The sequence below is a fragment of the Paraglaciecola aestuariivivens genome (assembly GCF_052983255.1).
The window spans coordinates 335,465-358,439 of sequence record NZ_JBRKBA010000004.1; the positions used below are offsets into that span (position 1 = coordinate 335,465).

19 protein-coding genes are annotated in these 22,975 nt (G+C 40.8%); 17 read left to right on the top strand and 2 right to left on the bottom strand.

Annotation, left to right across the window (positions count from 1 at the left end; all coding sequences use genetic code 11):
• Positions 1–43: 43 nt before the first annotated feature.
• From ACVCDT_RS08465 to purF, 14 genes are all read left to right on the top strand, one after another.
• Entirely contained in the window at positions 44–1,054 is a 1,011-nt protein-coding gene (locus tag ACVCDT_RS08465) for an extracellular solute-binding protein (RefSeq protein WP_447132328.1), read from the top strand.
• Between the two features lie 37 nt (positions 1,055–1,091).
• Positions 1,092–2,729, top strand: coding sequence for an ABC transporter permease (locus tag ACVCDT_RS08470; protein WP_447132329.1), 1,638 nt, complete (start codon positions 1,092–1,094; stop codon positions 2,727–2,729).
• Positions 2,730–2,737: 8 nt separating this feature from the next.
• Entirely contained in the window at positions 2,738–3,784 is a 1,047-nt protein-coding gene (locus ACVCDT_RS08475; protein WP_447132330.1) for an ABC transporter ATP-binding protein, read from the top strand.
• 2 nt (positions 3,785–3,786) lie between these two features.
• The gene (locus ACVCDT_RS08480; protein ID WP_447132331.1) at positions 3,787–4,803 is read left to right on the top strand and encodes an NAD(P)/FAD-dependent oxidoreductase; all 1,017 of its coding nucleotides are present in this window, start codon (positions 3,787–3,789) and stop codon (positions 4,801–4,803) included.
• Between the two features lie 3 nt (positions 4,804–4,806).
• The gene (locus ACVCDT_RS08485) at positions 4,807–5,250 is read left to right on the top strand and encodes a tellurite resistance TerB family protein (RefSeq protein WP_447132332.1); all 444 of its coding nucleotides are present in this window, start codon (positions 4,807–4,809) and stop codon (positions 5,248–5,250) included.
• 604 nt (positions 5,251–5,854) lie between these two features.
• Positions 5,855–7,246, top strand: coding sequence for a sensor histidine kinase (locus tag ACVCDT_RS08490; protein ID WP_447132333.1), 1,392 nt, complete (start codon positions 5,855–5,857; stop codon positions 7,244–7,246).
• The gene (locus ACVCDT_RS08495; protein WP_447132334.1) at positions 7,243–7,803 is read left to right on the top strand and encodes a hypothetical protein; all 561 of its coding nucleotides are present in this window, start codon (positions 7,243–7,245) and stop codon (positions 7,801–7,803) included. Before ACVCDT_RS08490 ends, ACVCDT_RS08495 begins: the two co-directional genes overlap by 4 nt.
• Positions 7,803–9,149 (top strand): sigma 54-interacting transcriptional regulator, encoded by a 1,347-nt coding sequence (locus ACVCDT_RS08500; protein WP_447132335.1) that lies wholly within the window; start codon positions 7,803–7,805, stop codon positions 9,147–9,149. Before ACVCDT_RS08495 ends, ACVCDT_RS08500 begins: the two co-directional genes overlap by 1 nt.
• Before the next feature lie 100 nt (positions 9,150–9,249).
• Positions 9,250–10,035, top strand: coding sequence for a tRNA pseudouridine(38-40) synthase TruA (gene truA, locus ACVCDT_RS08505; protein WP_447132336.1), 786 nt, complete (start codon positions 9,250–9,252; stop codon positions 10,033–10,035).
• Positions 10,036–10,185: 150 nt separating this feature from the next.
• Positions 10,186–11,034 (top strand): acetyl-CoA carboxylase, carboxyltransferase subunit beta, encoded by an 849-nt coding sequence (gene accD / locus ACVCDT_RS08510; RefSeq protein ID WP_447132337.1) that lies wholly within the window; start codon positions 10,186–10,188, stop codon positions 11,032–11,034.
• A gap of 3 nt (positions 11,035–11,037) precedes the next feature.
• On the top strand, positions 11,038–12,312 hold the full coding sequence (gene folC, locus ACVCDT_RS08515) for a bifunctional tetrahydrofolate synthase/dihydrofolate synthase (RefSeq protein WP_447132338.1): 1,275 nt from the start codon (positions 11,038–11,040) through the stop codon (positions 12,310–12,312).
• Between the two features lie 16 nt (positions 12,313–12,328).
• Positions 12,329–12,985, top strand: a complete 657-nt coding sequence (locus ACVCDT_RS08520) for an SPOR domain-containing protein (protein ID WP_447132339.1) — start codon at positions 12,329–12,331, stop codon at positions 12,983–12,985.
• 155 nt (positions 12,986–13,140) lie between these two features.
• Positions 13,141–13,629: a CvpA family protein gene (locus ACVCDT_RS08525; protein ID WP_447132340.1), complete on the top strand. Its 489-nt coding sequence runs from the start codon at positions 13,141–13,143 to the stop codon at positions 13,627–13,629.
• Positions 13,630–13,642: 13 nt separating this feature from the next.
• Positions 13,643–15,160, top strand: coding sequence for an amidophosphoribosyltransferase (gene purF / locus ACVCDT_RS08530; protein WP_447132341.1), 1,518 nt, complete (start codon positions 13,643–13,645; stop codon positions 15,158–15,160).
• A gap of 59 nt (positions 15,161–15,219) precedes the next feature.
• Here the strand turns inward: purF and ACVCDT_RS08535 are convergent, their stop codons facing one another.
• Positions 15,220–15,819, bottom strand: coding sequence for a Yip1 family protein (locus ACVCDT_RS08535; RefSeq protein WP_447132342.1), 600 nt, complete (start codon positions 15,817–15,819; stop codon positions 15,220–15,222).
• A 304-nt stretch (positions 15,820–16,123) separates the two neighbouring features.
• Positions 16,124–18,598, bottom strand: a complete 2,475-nt coding sequence (locus ACVCDT_RS08540) for a CehA/McbA family metallohydrolase (protein ID WP_447132343.1) — start codon at positions 18,596–18,598, stop codon at positions 16,124–16,126.
• 277 nt (positions 18,599–18,875) lie between these two features.
• Between ACVCDT_RS08540 and ACVCDT_RS08545 the strand changes: the two genes are divergently transcribed.
• From ACVCDT_RS08545 to ACVCDT_RS08555, 3 genes are all read left to right on the top strand, one after another.
• Entirely contained in the window at positions 18,876–19,376 is a 501-nt protein-coding gene (locus tag ACVCDT_RS08545) for a GAF domain-containing protein (RefSeq protein ID WP_447132344.1), read from the top strand.
• 360 nt (positions 19,377–19,736) lie between these two features.
• The gene (locus tag ACVCDT_RS08550; RefSeq protein WP_447132345.1) at positions 19,737–21,866 is read left to right on the top strand and encodes a family 16 glycosylhydrolase; all 2,130 of its coding nucleotides are present in this window, start codon (positions 19,737–19,739) and stop codon (positions 21,864–21,866) included.
• Positions 21,867–22,406: 540 nt separating this feature from the next.
• A complete protein-coding gene (locus ACVCDT_RS08555) occupies positions 22,407–22,970 on the top strand; it encodes a netrin-like domain-containing protein (protein WP_447132346.1) in 564 nt (187 codons plus the stop codon).
• The last annotated feature ends 5 nt before the right edge of the window (positions 22,971–22,975 follow it).

Here is a 22,975-nt window from a genome sequence, read left to right on the forward strand (position 1 = left end):
TTAAGATTCTTTCCTTATTAATTTCTTTCTTTAGGAAGGCCACGTGAAAAATATCATGTATTGCTTGATTGTAGTGGGCACTTTGTTGTCTTCTACAGTAAGTGCTGAGCAAGTTAATTTATATTCTGCTCGCAAAGAAGTGTTAATCAAACCTCTGCTTGATAAGTTTACTCAGCAAACCGGCATAAGCGTAAACTTAGTAACAGGCAAAGCTGACAATTTAATTACTCGCCTTAAGAGTGAGGGTAAATTTAGTCCAGCTGATTTATTGCTAACCACAGATGTTGGGCGTTTATATCGTGCTAAAACCTTAGGATTAACTCAAGCCGTTGAGTTAACTTCAAGCATTCAAACTGTGCCAAGCAATTATAGAGATGAGCAAGGGCATTGGGTAGGGCTGTCATTAAGAGCTAGACCTCTAATGGTCAATGCAAGCAATCCAGCCGCGCTTGCTATTACAGATTTAGAGCAATTAACCCAGCCACAATGGCAAGGAAAAATCTGCATTCGTAGCTCGAGTAATATATACAATCAATCATTGGTGGCATCTTTAATTGCGCAAGTAGGTGAAGCACAAACCCAAGCTTGGTTAAATGGCTTAGTGGCTAATTTTGCCCGCTCTCCTCAAGGAGGCGATCGCGATCAAATAAAAGCGGTAGCGGCAGGTCAATGTGAAATCGCCATTGCCAATACCTATTATTTAGCTGGTATGTTAACCGCTGACGAAACCAGTCAAAAACAAGCGCAAAAAGTTAAAGTCATTTGGCCAAATCAAGCCGACCGTGGCAGCCATGTCAACGTATCTGGCGTTGCACTGGCAAAAAATGCACCTAATAAAGACGCAGCTATTAAGTTAATAAACTTTTTATTAAGCCAAGAATCTCAACAGTGGTATGCCAAAACAAACCATGAATATCCTGTGATTGATGGGGTAGCTTGGAGTGAGTTGTTGCAATCTTTTGGTCAGTTTAAAGCAGAGCAAGTGGCCCTAAGCCAATTGGGTGAGTTAAACGCCAAAGCTGTGCAATTGATGGATTTAGCAGGTTGGAAATAACCCTTAAAAAATATCCTCACAAGGAAGTGGATTATTTATGAGTCGCCATGATTGGTTTAATCCATGGTTTGCCATAATAGTGTTAGCTTGTTTGATATTAGTCACACCTATGGGGCTAGTGTTTTCAAGCTTAGCTTTTCCACAAATTGAAGTTTGGCAACACTTATACAACACGGTGTTGTCAGATTATGTTTTAAATTCTCTCGGCCTAGCATTTGGTGTTGGCTTTTTAGTCATATTGATAGGCACGCCTTTAGCTTGGTGTATTGCCAAGTATGAATTTTTTGCCAGAAAACAATTGCAATGGTTAGTGTTGTTACCTATGGCTATGCCAGCCTACATAATTGCTTACACCTATACTGGCTTATTAGATTTTGCCGGCCCCATTCAGAGTCAACTAAGAGTCATCTTCGGCTGGCAATATGGAGATTATTATTTCCCCGAAATTCGTTCACTTGCTGGAGCAATTATTATGCTGGCTCTGGTACTGTATCCCTATGTGTATATGTTGGCACGCACCGCATTTCGCGAACAACCTGCCAGTCTTGAAGAAGTCTCCCGTAGTTTAGGCGTGTCAAACCGTACCTATCTTTTGAAAGTTTTATTACCTTTAGCTCGACCCGCCATTTTGATGGGGGCAGCCTTAGCTATGATGGAAGCTTTTGCAGACTACGGTACAGTGCAATATTTTGGTTTAAGTACCTTTACTACTGGAATTTTTAGAACTTGGTTTGGCCTTGGCAATGGCATGGCCGCGGCGCAGTTAGCGGCGCTATTAACTAGTTTTGTGATAATTTTGCTGCTTATTGAATTTATCTCTAGACGAAAAATTCGATACTATTATCAAGGTCAGCAAAAGCGCCAGCCTGAACGAATCAAGCTGGTAGGAGCCAAGGCCATTTGGGTACCGGTTGTGTGTTTTATTCCGGTATTGTTAGGCTTTATTTTGCCGGTAGCCCAACTAGCGGTTTGGGCTAGCCAAACCTTAACCGAGCATCTGAATCTCGACTTTGCTTTGTTATTATGGAACAGTTTTTATTTGGCCATTTTGGCGTCGTTAACGGCAGTGTGTTTAGCCTTATTTTTTGCCTATAGTAAACGATTGCTAAATATGCAATCGGTTCGCGTATTAGTAGGGGCGGTAAGTTTAGGTTATGCCATTCCTGGTACTGTCATGGCAATAGGGGCGCTAATATCCCTTAGTTGGTTTGATTTGTGGGTCAATTCCATTACAGATAAATGGTTCAATTTCACCCCTGGTTTAATTTTTTCAGGTACTTTGTTTGCCTTAGTTTTGGTCTATGCCTGTCGCTTTTTAGCGGTTGCCTTACATAATATTGATACAGGATTAGCTAGGATCAAACCTAGTATGGATGATGCAGCGCGCTCACTTGGATTAAGACCAAGGCAAATCCTAAGCAAAATTCATATTCCATTGATGAAAACCAGTGTGCTTAGTGCCATTTTATTAGTATTTGTTGATGTATTAAAAGAATTGCCTGCCACCCTTATTTTACGCCCATTTAATTTTAATACTTTGGCGGTTAGAACCTTTGAGTTAGCCTCAGATGAAAGGTTAATGGATGCGGCATTGCCAGCTTTGGCCATAGTTGGGGTAGGGCTCATACCAGTGGTCCTGCTGACCAAACTCATTGATAATCAAGCACAGCACTAAGGAGCTTAATGTTAAGTATCAAGCAGTTATCTGTTGCCTATCAAAAAAAGGTAGTAGTGAAAAATGTTAGCTTTGAGCTAAAAGCAGGGCAAATAGGTTGTTTGCTAGGCCCCTCTGGGTGTGGCAAAACGTCTTTGTTGCGGGCAATTGCTGGTTTCGAAAAAAGTGCAAAAGGTGAAATTTGTTTAAGAGGGGAAACCGTTAGCAGTGATAGCAAACATTTAGCTGCCGAAAAACGCCATGTCGCTGTGGTATTTCAAGATTACGCCTTGTTTCCACATATGACAGTAGCTGAAAATATCGCGTTTGGCCTACACAAAAAATCGGCTTCACAAAAGCGCGATCGGGTAACCGAGCTATTGGCCCTAATTGGACTGATTGGTTATGAAAATCGTTACCCTCATGCCTTGTCGGGAGGTGAACAGCAGCGGGTATCGTTGGCGCGTGCTATGGCCAACAAGCCAGATTTGTTGTTATTAGATGAGCCTTTTTCAAGTTTAGATGCAGAATTGAGGTATGGTTTAGCTAAGGATTTAAGAGCCATTTTAAAGCACGAAAATACTACCGCATTAATGGTTACCCACGATCAAGACGAGGCCTTTGCTATGGCTGATGTGATAGGGGTGATGTTTAAAGGTCAGCTACTTCAATGGTCTAGCGCCTATGAGCTTTATCATCGACCTAACGACCGTTTTGTTGCAAGTTTTGTTGGTGATGGGGTGTTTTTACCAGGCACAGTAGACAACGGAAAAATTATCAGTGGCTTAGGCAATTTCCCTTTAGATCCTAAAAGCCCCTTCAAACATGGAGACAAGGTGGTCTTTTTAGTTCGTCCCGATGATATTGTACATGATGATTCTAGTCCGACCTTTGCCAAAGTTATCGATCGCTCATTTCAAGGATCACACATTTTATATGATTTGCAATTGCAGCAAATTGGCCAAGACCGAGTGTTATGTTTAGCCTTAAGTCATCACGACCATGCAGTGAGCGAGCTAATTGGTATTCGTCTCGATCTTGAACATTTAATCGTTTTTGCAGATCAGAGTCGTTAATCATGAAGATTGCAGTGATTGGTGCTGGGATCACAGGCAGTCTATTCGCTTATTTACTCAAGGAAAGCGGCCATAGCATCACTGTTTTCGAAAAGGCACGGGGATGTGGAGGCCGTGTTAGTACCAAGCGTGGAGACTGGGGGCAAGCCGACATTGGTGCTACTATAGTGCCTTGCAAAAGCCAAGAATTCAGAGGTTTTATGCAATCTCAATGCGACAATGCTTTAGCCATCAACTGGCCCCAAAAAATCGCTCGATATTCACAGCTCACGCAAGAAATGCAAACTACAGACTCTGCCGATAGTTTTTTTGTTTTTCAGGATAAAATGAATTCGGCCTGCCATACCTGGCTTGCCCACGCTGATTGTCAATTTAATAGTGCAGTAACCAAATTAGCCTTTAGTTCGCAATTAGGTTGGCAACTCAAAGTTGCAGATAAGTGGCTAGAAAATACCTTTGATAAATTGGTAGTTACCGCTCCCTGGCCGCAAGTGCAAAAACTGATCAGCAACTCTAGTTTGCCTTTTAGTCTCGCCAATTTGCAACAAAACTGGAGCAGTTGTTGGTCGGTAGTGTTGAAAGTAGATACTCAACTAGAGCAAGATTTAGACTTAGTGTATTTAAAACACCACCAGTTACAAACTTTAGTCTGTGATAGCGCTAAGCCAAATCGACCATTGTCTGAAAAGGGGGAAGGGCAGATATGGGTCGCGCAATTGGCTCATGAACTATCTGAGCAACTAACAGACCAAGGAAAAGAAGCGGCTATGCAAGCGGCGAGTCGAGGCTTTAGCCAGATCTTTAATCATGCCAAGCCTAAAGTAAGGGCAGTTTACGCACACTATTGGCGTTTTGCTAGGCCTGAATTTGGCCAACCCGCTTTAGGCATTGTGGCCCCTAGTCATTTAGGATTCTATGCAGGGGGGGATTGGAGTCATGGTGCATCTGTTGAAGCAGCCTTTCAAACGGCAAAGGCGTTAGCCGGAAGGATTTTAGCTAACGCGGTTAATGAGGAGTAAGTAATGTTATCAAGTATTCAAGATTGGTTTGCTCGTCAATTTGAGCAAACAGAAGTATCAACACAGCACAGCATTGAATTAGCAACGGCTGTACTTTTGTACGAAGTCATGCGCTCAGACCATAAACTTGAAGAAACCGAGCATCAAAGTTATTTACAACAATTAACTCAACATTTTCAGTTAACTCAACAAGAGCTTAACGAGTTAACCGAGCTCACTCAAAATCAATCAGACACTGCTGCCGATTACCAACAATTTACCCGGGTAATTAATGAGTTGTACGGGCCTGCAGAAAAACGAGCCGTGCTTGATTCGCTTTGGGCTGTGGCTTATGCCGATCATACACTTAGCCCAGAAGAAGAATATACAATTCGTAAAATTGCTGACTTATTGTACATACCTCATAGCCAATTTATTCAAAGCAAACTGTCGGTTAAGCCAGACTAAAATCTAGATGTCTCTAATTTGCGACTTCTTAACCTACTGATTTAAAGATAAATTATCTAACCAAATGATTAGGTGTCGCTTTTTGCAGACATTTATGGGTGATTTTCAAACTTTAAAAGTTCAATCTAGCTTCATGCATCAGTTAACTCATTGATATACCTATAAATAATTTTATTGGCATAGTCTTTGTAATAACTTGATATTAGGTGTTTTATGACTGGTCTAGGGTTTTAAAACATTATCTATTATGTCGTTAGTGGCAGGGATGCCACTTTTTTTATTGAGAGTTATTGAAAACTGCAGCCCAATTTTAAAGGATGAATTCATGAAAAGGTCTAAATACTTACTCCCATTGTTGCTGGTACTGGCTATAGTTTATACTTTTATTTCCTTGGTCACTCAGGCCAACACCTTCTCGGTTGCTCAACTTGATGATACTTGCCAAGATAGGATTCTGATAATCTCTGCCAAGGGTTGCAAGGGTGAATAGTAAGGTGTAGCACAGAATTTTAACGGCATAGAATAGGGGGACTGACCTATTCATTACATGGAATAAACAAAATATTTGAAACCTCTACCGCGCTTTAATATACAACTGGCTTCTTTGCGACAACTCACTTTAGTGAGTTTTGTAGTAGTGTTGGTGCCTTTGATGTTATTGGTGGGTTATAGTCAAATTAAGCTGGAGGACATTGCTCAAATTGCCCGAAGTGAAGCGCAAAATGCTGTCACTATAGTGCGCCAAGTCAGTAAGTTAGAAAGCCTAGCTGTAGACATAGAGAGACAGGTTCGACAGTATCAAGTGATCCAAAATGAGGCCTTAAAACAACTAATAGTTAAATCTACCCAAGGGTTCAAAGGCTATCAATTTCAAGTATGTGAACAATTACCTAATCAACAGCATTGTGGTAGTTTGCAGGAACGAGTTGAATGGATAGAAAACTTCACTGGTAAAGAAGATGATATGCTGATGGAAGCTCAATTAGCAGACTTTCAACAAAACCTAAAGGATGTATCGGAGCAAATCTCTGCTCGACTAGATAGCCGTATTCAGGCCCAACAAATTTATGTCATGTCTGTGCAGCAAACTCAGTTTTGGTTGACCGCCATGCTGCTCGGCATGTGTTTTGTATTGTTAGTTGTTGGCTCTAAAGCCATTTTAAAACCCGTTTCTAAGTTAGAGCAGGTTATTCGTGCCATTTCCAGACAAGATAAGAGCCTGCCTACAATTTCTAAGCAAGGACCTAAAGAGTTAATTGAACTCGAACACAAATTGCACCGTTTAGCAGCGCGCCTGATGCAGCTTGAAAGTATGCGACATGCGCTGCTTAGGCATGCTTCTCATGAATTAAAAACGCCTTTAGCTAGTATTAAAGAAGGCTGTTCTTTGTTAACTGAGCAGGTTTTAGGGTCAATGAATGAAGACCAGCAAGAAGTGTTAACTTTGCTTAATTCTAGTACCGACAGACTAAATTTATTGATTATGCAGTTATTGGATTACAACCTATTGTTACAACAAGCTAAACCCGTGTTTTCAAATATTGATAGCCAGCCGCTATTTGAACAATTTATCACTGAAAATAGTTTGGCCATTAATCGTTATCAACATCAAGTGGATCTGAATATTGAATTAGCCAGCATTTACGCAGATGAAAAGCTGTTTCGACGCATATTAGATAACTTATTGTCTAATGCACTAGCCCATGGCAGCAAACACACCCCCATCATTATTAAGTTATATCAACGCGATAATATGCAGGTATTAGACTTTGCAAACCACGGACAACATATTTCACCAGCCCAGTCAGAAATCTTATTTCAGCCTTTTCATCGCGGAGAAGGGCAAAGAAATGATCGCATAACTGGCTCTGGATTGGGGTTATCTATTGTCGCAGATTGCGCAAGAATGATGTTTGGGCAAGCAGAATTTGTTTCTGTAGATTATGCTGAAGTATGTATTCGAGTTCAGATCCCTTGCCAAGAAGCGAATCTATGAAAACGTTACTAATTATAAGCTTTTCACTTGTTAGTTTACTTAGTGGTTGTACTTTGCTTGAACGGGCGAATATAAAGAGCGACAGACAATCAGCAAATAAAGCATTTTGTGTGTGGGCTAAAGCTAGTAATTCTGAGTCCTGCGAACTAGACAGTTGGCTACGCTTCTGGGGCGCAAGTGAAGAGTTAAGCTGGTCAGAAAGAAAACAAAAAATTGATGCTCTAGGCAGTAGCAAAGCCGATTTATTAAAAAAAGTCTTATTAAGCCAAGGCAAAACAACCCCTTATCAAAATCGTTTGCGCTCCCAGAGTTGGTTAGAAACTCTGTTGCCTAAGTTTAGTCCTGATATGCGACGATTTGTACTGGTTGGCATTTATCACCCTAGTCAAGATATTTTAGAGTTACAGTCGGCTTTAGCTACAGCAAAAAGGTTAAACCAAGAACAAAGCAACATTATTCAAGCATTACAACAGCAATTAGATAAACAACAGATTCAAATCGAACAGTTGTTAAATATTGAAGCCTCTATTATGCAAAACATCAATAAGGAGAAATGATGACTCAAACTCACACCTCTGCACCTAATGTGTTGCTAGTGGATGACGACGAAAGTTTGTTGCGTTTAATGACCTTAAGATTGAAGAGTGAAGGTTACAGTGTACAAGGGGTAACTGGAGGCAAAGAAGCTCTGAAACTCATGGCTTCGCAAAACTTTGATGTGGTACTAAGTGATTTACGAATGCCAGGCCTAGATGGTTTGAGTTTGTTTGAAGAAATCATGGCGCTGCGTAAAGATGTGCCAGTTATTTTAATGACAGCTCACGGCACTATACAAGATGCGGTAGATGCAACCCAAAGAGGGGTGTTTGGTTTTTTGGCAAAACCAATAGATCATGATGAATTACGTCGCCTGTTAACCGAAGCCGTTGGACAAAAACAAAGGGCACAACGAGGCTTGTGGTGTGAAGATATTATTACCCGCTCACTCTCTATGCAGCAATTGTTAGATCAGTCATACCGTGTTGCTCAGCGCGATGTCAGTGTGTTAATTAGTGGAGCTAGCGGTACAGGTAAAGAACTGTTAGCTAAAGCTATTCATAAAGCTAGCAAACGTTCAGATAAACCCTTTGTAGCCATTAACTGTGGGGCTTTGCCAGAAAACTTACTAGAGTCAGAACTGTTCGGGCATGCCAAAGGCGCCTTTACAGGAGCGGTGCATGAACACCAAGGATTATTTAGAGAAGCCAATGGCGGAACCTTATTTTTAGATGAAATTGGCGATATGCCGGTCACTTTGCAAGTTAAACTGCTTAGAGCGCTGCAAGAGCATATGATTCGACCTGTAGGCAGCAGTAAACAAATTGGCATAGATGTGCGAATTATCTCTGCCACCCATAAAGATCTTAATAAAGAGATGCAAGAGGGAAACTTTAGGGAAGACTTATATTACCGACTTAACGTGGTAAATATCACACTACCCAGTTTACGTGAACGCTCAGAAGACATTCCTTTATTAGCGCGTTATTTATTAAAAAACAGTGCTGAACGCCATCAGGTTAAAGCCAGTCGATTTTCAGATGATGCTATGCAACTGCTTACCACTTGTTTATGGCCAGGCAATGTTAGGCAATTAGTTAATGTGGTAGAGCAGTGCGTAGCGCTTACTCATACTCCTGTTATTGCCACTCATTTAGTCGAGCAAGCCTTATCTTCCTCAGAACAAAAGTGGCCAACCTTAACCGAGGCAAGAGAAGGCTTTGAGCAACAGTATTTGCTTAAGCTATTAAAAATGACCGATGGAAATGTCACTAGGGCTGCAGAGTTAGCCGGTCGCAACCGTACCGACATGCATAAGTTGATGAAAAAGCACGATTTACACTCCATAGACTTTAAACCCCATTAAGGTAAACACAGATATACCTAAAAACTTAGGGTAAAACCTGTTATTTCCGCTCAACTTGCTTACAATACCGCGAATTTTTACGATGGGTTAAAGTGGATAAATGCGATTAGCTTTAGGTATTGAATATAATGGTGCACCATTTCACGGTTGGCAAAGACAACAATCAGTAGTAAGTGTGCAACAACATGTTGAAGAAGCATTAAGCGAAATTGCCAATGAGCCGATTAAAGTGGTGTGTGCAGGGCGCACTGATGCTGGCGTACATGCTACCTGTCAAGTCGTGCACTTTGATACTCAAAGCCACAGACCCGATCGCGCTTGGACAATAGGCATTAATCGATATTTACCCGATTCTGTTGCGGTGAAATGGGTAAAACCCATGAGCGACGATTTTCACGCAAGATTTTCAGCAACAGCGCGTCGTTATCGCTATGTGATATATAATCACAGATTACGCAATGCTATTTTGGCTAAAGGTGTTACCCATGTGCATAGTGAACTTGATCACGAGCTAATGCATCAAGCCGCCCAGCATTTAGTGGGTCGCCATGACTTTAGTGCGTTTCGTGCAGTGAATTGCCAAGCAAATACACCAGTGCGTGAATTAACGCATATACAAGTAACACGAACAGGCGACTACATAGTGATAGATGTGCAGGCCAATGCCTTTTTACACCATATGGTGCGTAATATCACAGGTTCACTGATTACCATAGGCAACCAAGAGCAGCCTACCCATTGGATGAAAACATTATTAGCAGGAAAAGACCGAACTAAAGCCGCAGCGACGGCTAAACCCAATGGGTTATACTTAGTGCATGTTAGCTATCCAGACACTTTTAGTTTGCCTAGCAGCGCATTGGGTCCGTTGTTTTTACCTAATTAGTACTTCTAAGACCAGTTTTGTTTTCGCGAAACACTGGTGATGTGATTTAATAGCCCCACTTTTTAGCCTACGGGCCTAAAACGGGGTTAAAATAAACCGTTTAATATTGCCAATTTGTTGATTTGCACAAATTGCAGAACAGGATTTGATATGAGTTGGATTGAAAAAATATTACCGCGAACAAAGTCTTCAACTAAAAGTAATGTACCTGAAGGCATTTGGACTAAGTGTACTGAATGTACAGCTGTGTTGTACAAAACCGAATTAGAAAAACAGTTAGGCGTCTGTCCTAAGTGTGATCATCACATGCGTATATCGGCCAGAGCACGTGTAAATCACTTTTTAGATCAAGGTGATAGAGTGGAACTAGGTGCAGACTTAGTACCACAAGATATTCTTAAATTTAAGGATTCCAAAAAATATAAAGATAGACTTATCAGTGCGCAAAAAGCCACAAATGAGAAAGATGCCTTAGTGGTAATGAAAGGTAAACTTAATGGTATGCCTGTTGCTGTAGCGGCTTTTGAATTTGCTTTTATGGGCGGTTCAATGGCGTCTGTGGTTGGGGCTAGGTTTGTCAAAGCAGTAGAAGCCTGTTTAGAACACAACATGCCTTTAGTGTGTTTCTCTACTAGTGGTGGCGCACGTATGCAAGAAGCTCTTTTGTCGTTAATGCAAATGGCCAAAACCAGTGCGGCTTTAGCTAAAATGAGTGAAAAAGGCTTACCTTATATTTCTGTATTAACCGACCCTACTATGGGTGGGGTGTCAGCCAGTTTAGCTATGTTAGGTGATGTGAATGTGGCAGAGCCTAAAGCGTTAATTGGTTTTGCTGGCCCTAGAGTAATAGAACAAACCGTTCGTGAAACTTTACCTGAAGGTTTTCAACGTAGTGAGTTTTTACTAGAAAAAGGTGCCATCGACCTAATAGTAGATCGCCGTCAAATGCGCGATAAAATATACAGCTTGCTGTCTAAATTACATCATCAACATCACTAGTTAATGATTGAATTATCATCTGTACCAGCCTCTGTAAAAGAGGCTTGGTCGCTTGACCAATGGTTAAGCTATTTAGAAAAAATCCATCCACAAAACATTGAGTTAGGCTTAGAGCGGGTCGCAAAAGTTTACGCTAAGCTGGCTTTAGACTTATCTTCTAAAACCCTTATCACAGTCGCTGGTACTAATGGAAAGGGCACCACCTGTGCGTTAATCGAGCAAGCCCTGCTGAGCGCAAATCAATCTGTGGCAGTATTTAGTTCTCCACATATTCTCGATTATCGTGAAAGAGTTCGAGTTGCTGGGCAATTGTTGAGTGAACAAGCCCATTGCCAGGCGTTTATGCAGGTAGACCAAGCCCGCGCTGATATTTCGTTAACCTACTTTGAGTTTGGGACTTTGGCTGCATTACAACTTATGGCCAGCAGTGATGCGCAATATTTATTATTAGAAGTGGGTTTAGGTGGACGTTTAGATGCGGTAAATATTGTTGATCCAAATATTGCGGTTATAACCAGTATTGATTTAGACCATCAAGATTGGTTAGGCGACAGCAAAGAAAAAATAGCTAAGGAAAAAGCCGGTATTTTTAGAGCCAATATTCCAGCGGTAATAGGGGAGCCAGAACCTCCTGCTAGTCTAATACAGGCGGCCAAAGACTATAAAGTTCAAGCCTACTGGCAAGGTGAAAATTTTAACTATCACTTAGACCAAACTGGATTCCATTGGCAAAACTCAAGTTATCAGTTTGAGCACTTACCCATTCCTAATATTCCCGCACAAAATGTGTCTACCGCCTTGCAAGTATTAAGTCTGTTAGATTTAGACTTCTCACAAGAGCAATTGATCAAGGTTATTCAAAACACTCAATTACCAGGTAGAAGGCAAGTCATACAGCAACAGCCCACTGTTATGTTAGATGTTGCCCATAACCCTCAGGCCACAGGTTTATTAGCCGCTGATTTAATGGCTCGCACAGAAAAACGTATTGTGGCTGTGGTGGCTATGCTGGCAGATAAAGATATTGCGGCTAGCCTTGCTCCTTTGATGCCAATTATCAAGCATTGGCACTGCGCCACTTTAGATGTGCCTAGAGGGGCTAAAGCACAAAGTTTAGAATCGGTATTAAGCCAAGATAAAAAAGTGTTATGCTTTGACTCAGTTGAACATGCTTATCAGCTAGCCATTGAAAACGCTTACGAAGATGATTTAATAGTGGTATTCGGATCCTTTTTCACTGTGGCAAAAGTATTAGCATTAACAAGCTTAAAGTCTTAACAGAAGGTGTAGTAGAGTGTCATCCGCATTACAAAATCGTTTAGTTGGAACTATTATTTTGGTGGCCATTGCGGTCATTTTTTTGCCTGACTTGTTAGACGGTAAAAAAGAATCAACACGCAATTTGTTTGTTGAGCTTCCTAAAAAGCCACCTATTCAAGAGGTGCGAACGCCTGAGAACTTTAATACGCAACAAGTAAAAGAAGCGGCCACCCGTAAGGTCGAAGTTTTGTCAGAAACGCCTATAGATCAGCAATTCGAACAACCTACTAGCACTAACACCACAGAATCCAGCCAAGGGCAAACGCCAGAGCAAGCGAAAGAACAAGAGCTGGCGGTTCAAGAGACACCCAAACAAGCACCAGAAAAATCTACCAGCAGTTTGGCGCAGCAAACCATAGTTGAGCAAGATCCAGAAAAATTATTGGCCAGTGCGGGTTGGGTAGTGCAGTTAGGTAGCTTTAGACATCAAAGAAATGTACAAGAATTGCTGAACCGATTAGATAAAGCCGGTTATCGCGCTTTTAGTCGGCCAGTTAAAACTAAGTCTGGTACCTTAACTAAAGTGTTTGTGGGGCCAGATTTAGATAAAGAAAACTTAGAACAAGCCTTATCACACTTAAAAGAGTTAACCAAATTACAGGGCCGTGTCACGCCTTTTACCGTGCAATAATATCTCTGAGGCTTAGATTGTTTCATTGCAAATGGGGGCAAAAATTTATGGGATTTTCATTAACCCTTTTGATAGAATGCGCGCGAATTAAACTCTGTGCTGATAGAAAAGTTCGAAACCTCTATTAAGCCACTAAAGCAGTATACACAAATCTTATGAATTGGATTGACTACACTATACTCGGAGTTATTTTACTCTCTGCCCTAATTAGCTTAATCAGAGGCTTTGTTAAAGAAGCCATCTCATTAGCCATTTGGATTGGCGCTTTTTTTGTCGCTAGCCAGTTTTATGCTGATCTAGCCACTTTTCTGACTAATTTTAATGATCCTATGATCCGTAATGGCGTGGCCATTGCCATTTTATTTATTGCCACTTTAGTACTAGGTGGCTTGATAAATTATCTCATTGCCCAATTGGTTGAATTTACTGGCCTGTCTGGCACCGACCGCGCCTTAGGCTTAGTGTTTGGGGTATTAAGAGGGGTGTTAATTGTTAGCGCCTTATTGTTTTTCTTAGATACTTTCACTCCTTTGGCTTCTTCAGACTGGTGGGGTAGTTCGGTGCTTATTCCTGAATTTAGTTTAATTATCGAGTGGTTTTTTGAATACATTCAAAACAACTCAAGTTTTATAAAGACCGTTTAAAAAGGTAAATCGCATGTGTGGCATTGTCGGAATTGTGGGTAAAAGTGCGGTCAATCAAGCTTTGTATGATGGCTTAACTGTGCTTCAACATCGAGGTCAAGACGCGGCAGGGATAGTCACTGTTGATCAAGGTAAGTTTAATTTAAGAAAGGACAATGGCTTAGTTAGAGATGTATTTCATACTCGCCATATGAAACGCTTAACTGGCCAGTTTGGCATTGGTCATGTGCGTTACCCCACAGCCGGTAGTTCAAGTTCGGCCGAAGCCCAACCTTTTTATGTAAATTCACCTTTTGGTATTGCCTTTGCACACAATGGTAATTTAACCAATGCCCACGAGCTAATAGACGATGTGTCTAAAATCGCTCGCAGGCATATTAATACCACCTCTGATTCAGAGTTGTTGCTTAATATAGTGGCGCATGAATTACAAAGTTGTGAAGGATTACATCTTACCCCAGAAGAAGTATTCTCAGCGGTATCTAAAGTGCACAATAAAATCCGCGGCGCCTATGCAGTTGTGGCGGCTATTATTGGCAATGGCATGTTAGCCTTTAGAGACCCTTTTGGTATTCGACCTTTGGCATTAGGTAAACGTAAAACTGAATTTGGTGATGAATACATGGTGGCCTCTGAAAGCGTTGCTTTAGATGCAGTAGGATTTACTTTTATTCGTGACGTTGCGCCAGGTGAAGCTATTTATGTGACCGAAAGTGGCGAATTGCATACACAACAATGTGCGCATAATCCTAGCCATGCACCTTGTATTTTTGAGTTTGTTTATTTTGCTCGTCCTGATTCTTTTATTGACGGTATTTCGGTGTACGCATCGCGAGTCAATATGGGACGTAGGCTTGGACAAAAGATTGCCAGAGAATGGGCCGATTTAGACATTGATGTGGTTATTCCTATTCCTGAAACCTCTATGGACGTTGCCTTGCAAATTGCCATAGAGCTAGACAAACCTTACCGTCAAGGTTTTGTTAAAAACCGTTATATTGGCCGTACTTTTATTATGCCAGGCCAAACTCTAAGACGTAAATCTGTACGCCGTAAGCTCAATGCCATATCCTCAGAATTTAAAGATAAAAGTGTATTGTTAGTGGATGACTCTATAGTACGAGGCACTACCTCAGAACAAATTATAGAAATGGCCAGAGAGTCAGGGGCGAAAAAAGTATACTTTGCTTCAGCCGCACCTGAAATTCGTTTTCCTAATGTATATGGTATAGATATGCCTTCGGCTAATGAGCTAATCGCCTATGGTCGCGAGATAGAACAAATAAGCGAATTGATCCGTGCCGACGGGTTAATTTTTCAAGATATCAGTGATTTAGTTGAAGCGGTAAGAGAAGAAAACCCAACAATAGAGCGATTTGAAACCTCAGTGTTTGATGGCAACTACATCACAGGAGACGTGGATAACGACTATTTACAACATATTGATAATTTACGGAATGAAGGCAGTAAAAATAAAGGCATTCAAACTGAATTAAGTAATTTAGAAATGCACAATATGAGTCAAGATTAAGTCATTTGCACAAACAAAAAAGCCACGCTAAGCGTGGCTTTTTTGTTTAGTCACCTTTGTTAACCTGTATAGACAGGGCCCATGCCCATACTCCATAAAATCACTGATGCGGCCATTAAAATAGCTAATAACACTAAACCGCAGGTCACCACTGAGCTTGCGTAAATAAAGCCTTTTTCTTCAGGAATATGCATTAAAATTGGGGTGCCAGAATAAAGTAAATAAATTGAATAAGACAAGCCTATTAGTCCAATCATCATCACAAACCATAAGACTGGATAAAAGGCGGCAAAACCTACCATAAACAAGGGAGTAGCAGTATAAGCGGCTAATTCAAGTGATTGAGTATAGGTTGGAGTCGCATCAAAGGCTTTGGCCAATTCATGGATTAAAATTGCTAAACCAATCACCCCAGTCATTAAACCAAAATACATTCCAATGCTCATAAACATTGCACTATTATGAGTAAGCTTAATGATATCCCCTACACCAATACTCCAACCTAAATGTGCGGCTGAGTAATAACTCATGATGGCGGGAATAAGAGAGATGATGGCAATATGGCTTAAGCTATAAAAATAACTCTCGTGACGTTCATCAATGCTATGCCACTCTTCTTTTGGGTGAGTATACAAACCCCATAAATGATTCAATATCATGCTAACAACTCTCTTTGACTAATACAGGTAAGTACAACTTATTAAATTAAAATAAACATACTGTTAACATTTATTGTCTGTGACTAAAATCTGAGCGTCAACACTTTTATTATTAAACTTGATTATTTTTGACTGTGGATTTATTAAACTTATTTTGCAGGAAGTAATCATTGATTTAAGTTGGCCTTAAAAAAACATAACTACGCCTCATCACAATATGTGCAAAAGGCAATAAGGTAATAGAAATACACTATTACCTTTATCCCTTTATTTTAAATTGAATATTGCAATCCTATTCTGTTGGTTACAGCATTTTTTCTAGTGTCGATTTAGCTTCTGAAAAACGTTTATATAATCTTGGCATAGGGCGCTGACCATAAGCGTGCTGCGCGCGTTTTTCTGCATTGTCTATGGCGCGGATCATATCTGCCGCCGCTGCTGCGCGACTGGCTTTATCAATGCTGCCTTTTTGGTTTATCCAAATTGGAGAAGAGTGGGCGAAAGGTCTGGCATGCATAGTTGGCCAACTGTCGGCTCTTTGCTGTTCAGAATAAGCTCTAGCTGCCAGCCAGCCACCTTCAGGTAGTTGAACTTTGCCTTGGTAGCTTTTTGTTTTGCCGGCTTTAACTCCTTCTAGGCTATGCACCACTTTACCGTTAACTACTATTTCCACCTTTTCTAGTGACACAGTACTGGTCACTTTCAAGCTGTATTTTTGTTCACCACCAATTATTGTGTCTCCCGGTTGAATATTATCGCCTACCGAAAAAGTTAAAATTGGACCTGTGGTAACAAAGCTTCTACCTGCTAAAGCCCCTGCAATTACTGGTTCGGTAACACCAGAATTTTCTAAAGGGCGAATATAGGCGCGACCCGTTCCCATAGCTGGAGTGCGATAAAAGTCTACCCATCCATCAGTACCAGACATAGCTGCCACAGGGCGGCCAATATTTAAAAATCGATACCATAAATTTGCGTTGCCAAGCGGGCTAGTCCAAGCACATACCAACTCTAAACCCATGGCTTCTTCTAGTACTCCGTCTGACACTAATTCAAGAGGGATGCCTGCAATGGCATCAGTTGCAAAGGGGTCTCCATCAGTGGCAATCGGATGCACATAAGTAGCAAATGCGCCTACTTTATTGGCATAGGCGAACACATCCGCGTTGGTAAGATCAGGATCCCCTAATACTGGATTTGAAGGACCAAAAAACCACGGCGCAAACGGTTCATTAAGGTTTAATAAGCCTATGTGGCCATGAAAATGTGATCGGACTTCTTGGCCTTGAATCACTTGATAGTGGTTCTGAGTATTGGTGGTTTTACCTGTACGTTTTCCTATTATTTGACTGTCTATTCGGCGCTCCCAGCGATTCCAAGACATGGGAGAAAGGGTGTGTAAATCTTCACCTTGCATAAGCAATAACGCGTCTTCATGAGTGGCGCGATTGTGACCATCACCGTTTAAATGCACATGAAAGTCTGCAGATACATAGCCTTCATCAACGCTATCCCATAAAGGAGAAAGTGCAATATTCAGTCTTTGTTTTTTATTGGGTTTGATGGTGAATTGAGTTGAATATATGGGGGTCGCCGGACCTCGGGCTGCAATTAGCTGATATTTTCCCGCAGGTAAGCTAAGGTCAAGTAATGCATCTAGGTAAAAATAACTACGTCCCGTTTGAGGATCCATATAAGTGGCGCCTTTAGGATTAGCTACAGGGTGGCCACTTTCAGTCTCTATTGATATTCGTGCTGCTATAGGTTGGTTATTTTTATCTTTTACAGCTAAATTTAGCGTGCCGGTTTTTTTAGCGTAATCCCAACGTTTAATTGCAACTTCTGAGGCTTTGCCCCCATAAGTGTTGATCTTCATCAAACGGAACTGGCGGTTGTCAGTCAGCTCGATAAAATAAATGTGGTTTCCGTTAGCACTAAAAGCGGGGGTGAGTGCAAAGCTGTTGCCTGTGGTGAGTCTATGTTTAGCTTTTTTGTCTGTCATATCCATAGTCCATAAATGATAATCATTGTCTATGGGAGCGCTGTAAACAATTAACGGTAAACTAGGGTGAGTATCACTTGATAAATGATAAGTCAGGGTTTGTGCCTGAATAATTTGGTCGGTACCCGCTAGTAAGTTTCGATGCCTTAATACACGGTGAGCACCGTTGCCATGCAGGTATACTAAGCCTTGATTATTAGCCACGCGTCTTGTATTGCGCACCACTTGTCGCAAGTTTGTGATGACTTGCTGTGTTCCACTATCAATATGCCTCTGATAGAGCTCCAATGAGCCAGACAAACCACTGGTATAATACAAAGACTGACTATCTGCAGAGAACTCTGGATCTAAATCTATGGCAGAACTATTAATGACTGATTCTTTGCCTGTTTCAAGATGCTTAATCACAACGGCGGTATCGTCACCAAAGTCCCGAACAAAAGTGAGCTGTTTACCATCTGGCGACCAGCGAGGTCTTGAGTCTATACCTTTGGCATAGGTAAGCTGAGTTGCAACTTGGCTTTTTAAATCAAGCAACCAAAGCCAACCTATAGATGCGAATGCAATACTTTCTCCGTTTGGAGAAGGAGCAGGGTCGGTAATACCATAAGCAAAAATGGGTAACTCATGTTGTTCTAAGTAAACGTGGTGACCAAAATCATCTAATTTAGGATATTGATTAACCCATTGAGCAACTGCATGCATTGAGCAGGTCAGTACAATTATTTTAAACGATATTAAAAAAATACTATTCATTAAACGAGTTACATTTTTCATCTGGTCAACTGCCTTGCAAAGGTCTGGTTAGGCAAACATACAAGTATTAGTGAATGCACTCAAGTTAGGTCTCAATGTTGTAATAAAGCTTTAGTCAATCTAATGAATCTAGCCAATTACAATAAATGAAAAGCGCATTTCACTTGTGCTAGGGTGAATTCTCAAAATGCAAGCACTCTAAAAGCATACATCTCGGTCAGTTTTTGTTGAGAATTTACACATTAACAGATAGCATTCCACTATATTTTCTCCCGTCGCTGGTATCTTAAAGGAAGCTATGGACGCATTTATTAGACTCACAACCTGTTTAACTAATCCAGCTTTAACTATAGATAGAAAGTTAAAGATGATTTGTGAAGTGACTGCAGAGCTTATTTCTGGGGCAGATAGGATCAGTCTATGGCGTTTTGAAGATGACTATTCAAAAATTGTGTCTAGTGTCAGCTATGATAGCAGTAAAAATAAGTTTGAAGACAGCTCAGAACTACATCGTAAAGATTTTACCCCTTACTTTGACGCTATTATTAATCAAAACGTTATCAAAGCCAGTGACGCCAGAAATCATCCCGCAACCGAGTGTTTTACCGAGTTGTACTTTGAGCCTAATAACATCTACTCTTTGCTAGATTTTATCCTGCACGAAGACTTTAATCCCATAGGTGTGATTTGTTGTGAAAGCTTAGGTAATATTTACGAGTGGAGTGAAAAAGACGTACAGTCTTTACGCCGTATTGCTAGGGCTAGCTCTTTGTATTTCCGTTTAGATTCAGAATCTTAATTAAACCTCAGCCATCAAAAATAACAGTTAGATTGATAGACTAACTAACATTGTACTTTTTGGTATCTCATTGCTAAAAATTGCAGTCCTAAGGACTGCAAACAAATCTCAAATCCGCTTTATCTCTTTAAAAAACCGTATTAACGCATTGTGTTTGCCAAAACATAAGTGGTTTATGCATTGTAAACAAAATGTTAATAACTGGTTGCCCAGTTAGCAAAGACTTTGAATTGAACTTTACCTTTGCCAAGCATTTTGACTTTTCACGTTGCTAAAAATGATTTTTACAACCTTTGCAATCTAACTTAGTTGATGTACGGACGAGTTATCAAAACACGCATCGGCAAAAAGAGAAAAACAATGTCTAATAAAATAACAAATATAAATTTAGGGATCTCTGCTTTGCTATCGATTTCTACTTTAGTTTCTAGCAGTTTAATAGCGCAAGAATGTCAGCCTTTGGTGTGGAGTGATGAGTTTGATGGCGCTAGTTTAAACACATCTAATTGGGATATTCAGTTAGGTGATGGTTGTGATCAAGGGCCAGGAATGTGTGGCTGGGGAAACAGTGAATTACAATCTTATCAGGCAGCTAATTTAACGGTTGCCAATGGAATACTGTCAATTACAGCCAAAAAAGAGCGCATAAAAGGCACAAAATATACCTCTGGCCGAATTCGCACGGCAAATATGCCAAATAGTGGAGAGTGGAGTTTTGGCCGATTTGAAGCGCGCATAAAAATTCCAAACGGACAAGGTATGTGGCCAGCATTTTGGATGTTACCCACAGATCCTGTGGAAACCTGGCCTACTAGTGGCGAAATAGATGTGATGGAGTCAACGGGCCAATCATCAATGATGGCCTATGGCACCATTCATTTTGGCCAAGCTTATCCCTATAATCGTCACACTGGCGCTGGCATTCCTAAGCAGCCTGATAAATGGTCTGATGATTTTCATGTGTATGCTATTGAATGGGAGCAAAACGAAATTCGTTGGTATGTAGATAATATTCTTTACTCTACTAAAACCCCTGCTGATTTAACGCCCGAAGCTTGGCCTTTTGATGGAACAGAGCCTTTTCATCTGTTGTTGAACTTAGCTGTTGGCGGTACTTGGGGTGGAGATGTGGATGAAACCGCTTTGCCGCAATCTATGGATGTAGATTACGTGAGAGTGTATGCCGGTAACCAAGCCACTTTAGAAGGCGAACATTTATCTGCACCTAACAAGATAGACAGTTATTCTTTGCACAACGCTGGCAGTAATGTTACTTGGATTGTGAGCGGTGGAACTGTACTAAGTGCATCAAGTACACAAGCACAAATTCAATGGGATTTAGCCAGTGCCGGTAGCACGCAAAATATTTCGGTAGATTTAGGCAACTGTATTGTAACTGCACCAGTTTATGTATCTGAGGTCCTGACCACTGAAACTGTACTAGAAGATTATAACGGTACAACAAATATGGATTTGGTTTTGGCAACAGGTGAATATAATGTGTCTGGAGGTCTGTTAACTTATACGCGAGACGGGTTAAGCCAATATGATGTCATAGCTACTTCAACCACTGCTATTCCTGATGCGGGGGCTTTTGTTACAGGTAAAAAAGCTTTTAGACTAGAGGTAGATAATCAAAATCCTGCATTAATTGGTAAGCAGATTTTAGTGCAATTAGAAAATAGCGCAGTAGCAACACCAGACAACTTTCCAGGTGGTAGACACAGTGTTTATACCGCCAATATTGAACATGCTAATGGTATTCAATCCCTTGAATTCAAAATGAATGATCGACTTGATACTAATACAAGCGATAACTCTGTTGATTCCATCATTTTTTTAATCGACCCTAATTCGTTTAACTCAGATGTGTATGTATTAGATAATATTGAAATTATTGGAGCAACAGGTGGCCAAAGTAATCAAGCTCCAGTGGCGGTTTTAAATTATTCATGTACCGATTTAACTTGCGATTTTGATGGTTCAACTAGCAGTGATGCCGATGGCAATATTGTTAGTCATCAATGGGATTTTGGTGATGGTAATACTGGCAGTGGAGCGGTGATCAATCATTCGTATGCAGTAGATGGTGTATACCAAGTTACATTAACTGTAACTGATGACTTATCTGCGCAAAATCAATCGCAAAGCGCAATTAGTGTGACTTCTGGGGGAGCAGAGCAAGCAACATCAACTGTTATTTCTTCAGTTACCACTGGTACACAAGGCGCAGGGAAAGGGCAGAAGTCTGGCACCGCCCATGTGTTAGTGTTAGACGATCTTGGCAATGCAGTGAAAGGGGTAACAGTAACAGGAAACTTTACTGGTACCTTTAATGAAACCTCAAGTGCAGTGACAGATGCCAGTGGAAACGCAGAATTTATCACTAGTGGTACAGCAGCTGGAGCAGTAACAGTGAACTTTTGTGTGTCACAGGTCAGTGGTGGTTTGCCCCTTGACCCATCAGCCAGTAATGGCTTATGTCAGTAATCTAGCTTTGCCATTAAGCCCTAAAGTGATTAGTTAGGGCTTAATGGCCATTTCATTGGTTAAAATCTAAGTTTGATATTAAATAGAATAATGGTCTACAACCGAGCTTCAATCAGATAAAATGCGGTTAAGATTTTAAAAACAGTTTTATCCAGTGACCAACACAGCCAATCTCAATTCTTTACTTCTACCTATTCAGCAATTTTTATCCTGTTCTACACCTTCAAATTGGATAGATTTCGAAAGAAAAGAAAATCAAAAAATTCTCTAAATTAGTGAAAACCGCTCTCTTAATTTGCGAATAAAAATATTTTATATTAATTCACTATAAGTCGTTTCTCTACTATATTTCTTCGGGTAAACGGTTTATCCGTTGTCCCTCAAATTCCTTTGTTTTAAGTTTTGGTGTCGTATTGTCGCAATGGATTACCTAAACGCATACATGGCCTTAAAGCCAGTCTTATTCGGTCAACAGACTAAAACGGAATTAAGCGTCCTACTTAAGAACGTGTAAATCCAAAACTTTTAGAAGGAATTATCATGTATTACACAAAATTCAAATGGTTATTATCACTCACGTTAATAATCGTAACAGCATCTTGGTCGACACATGCCGCCTTAGTTAAAAAAATGAGTTTATCGGAAATGGTGGGCAATGCAGACAAAGTGTTTCGCGCTACTGTGCTAAGCAAAGAGCCTAGTTCGGTGCACGCCGGAGGTGGTGAATTATCGACTATCGTTTATACACTGCGTATCGATGATGCAATAAAAGGTGACTTTGGCTCAGGCAAGGAGGCGCAAGTACTGCAATTAACCATGCTTGGCAGCATGAAGTCGTCGCTTGTTGTGGGCAACCAAAAGCGTTTAATCAACTTACAAATTAATCCAGATCTGGAATTAGGCAGTGACTATGTACTCTTTACCACTGCTCGCAGTCCGGCCGGTTTATCCACTACTGTGGGTCTTGGTCAAGGCTTATTTCGCCTAAGTAACGACGGGAGTGGTCCAGATATGGCAGTCAATGGTTTAGATAATAAGGGCATTTTTTCTGGTCCAGTGAGCTACGATGAACTCAAAGCCGCCATTTTTAACAACATAAATTAAGGAGC

Excerpts from the sequence above, each read along its gene's own strand:
- ACVCDT_RS08540 (WP_447132343.1), bottom strand. The coding sequence starts at position 18,598 with ATGAAAAATGTAACTCGTTTAATGAATAGTATTTTTTTAATATCGTTT.
- ACVCDT_RS08550 (WP_447132345.1), top strand. The coding sequence starts at position 19,737 with ATGTCTAATAAAATAACAAATATAAATTTAGGGATCTCTGCTTTGCTA.
- truA (WP_447132336.1), top strand. The coding sequence starts at position 9,250 with ATGCGATTAGCTTTAGGTATTGAATATAATGGTGCACCATTTCACGGT.
- ACVCDT_RS08535 (WP_447132342.1), bottom strand. The coding sequence starts at position 15,819 with ATGATATTGAATCATTTATGGGGTTTGTATACTCACCCAAAAGAAGAG.
- ACVCDT_RS08525 (WP_447132340.1), top strand. The coding sequence starts at position 13,141 with ATGAATTGGATTGACTACACTATACTCGGAGTTATTTTACTCTCTGCC.
- ACVCDT_RS08475 (WP_447132330.1), top strand. The coding sequence starts at position 2,738 with ATGTTAAGTATCAAGCAGTTATCTGTTGCCTATCAAAAAAAGGTAGTA.
- ACVCDT_RS08480 (WP_447132331.1), top strand. The coding sequence starts at position 3,787 with ATGAAGATTGCAGTGATTGGTGCTGGGATCACAGGCAGTCTATTCGCT.
- ACVCDT_RS08555 (WP_447132346.1), top strand. The coding sequence starts at position 22,407 with ATGTATTACACAAAATTCAAATGGTTATTATCACTCACGTTAATAATC.
- ACVCDT_RS08485 (WP_447132332.1), top strand. The coding sequence starts at position 4,807 with ATGTTATCAAGTATTCAAGATTGGTTTGCTCGTCAATTTGAGCAAACA.
- folC (WP_447132338.1), top strand. The coding sequence starts at position 11,038 with ATGATTGAATTATCATCTGTACCAGCCTCTGTAAAAGAGGCTTGGTCG.
- ACVCDT_RS08500 (WP_447132335.1), top strand. The coding sequence starts at position 7,803 with ATGACTCAAACTCACACCTCTGCACCTAATGTGTTGCTAGTGGATGAC.
- ACVCDT_RS08545 (WP_447132344.1), top strand. The coding sequence starts at position 18,876 with ATGGACGCATTTATTAGACTCACAACCTGTTTAACTAATCCAGCTTTA.
- purF (WP_447132341.1), top strand. The coding sequence starts at position 13,643 with ATGTGTGGCATTGTCGGAATTGTGGGTAAAAGTGCGGTCAATCAAGCT.
- ACVCDT_RS08470 (WP_447132329.1), top strand. The coding sequence starts at position 1,092 with ATGAGTCGCCATGATTGGTTTAATCCATGGTTTGCCATAATAGTGTTA.
- ACVCDT_RS08495 (WP_447132334.1), top strand. The coding sequence starts at position 7,243 with ATGAAAACGTTACTAATTATAAGCTTTTCACTTGTTAGTTTACTTAGT.
- accD (WP_447132337.1), top strand. The coding sequence starts at position 10,186 with ATGAGTTGGATTGAAAAAATATTACCGCGAACAAAGTCTTCAACTAAA.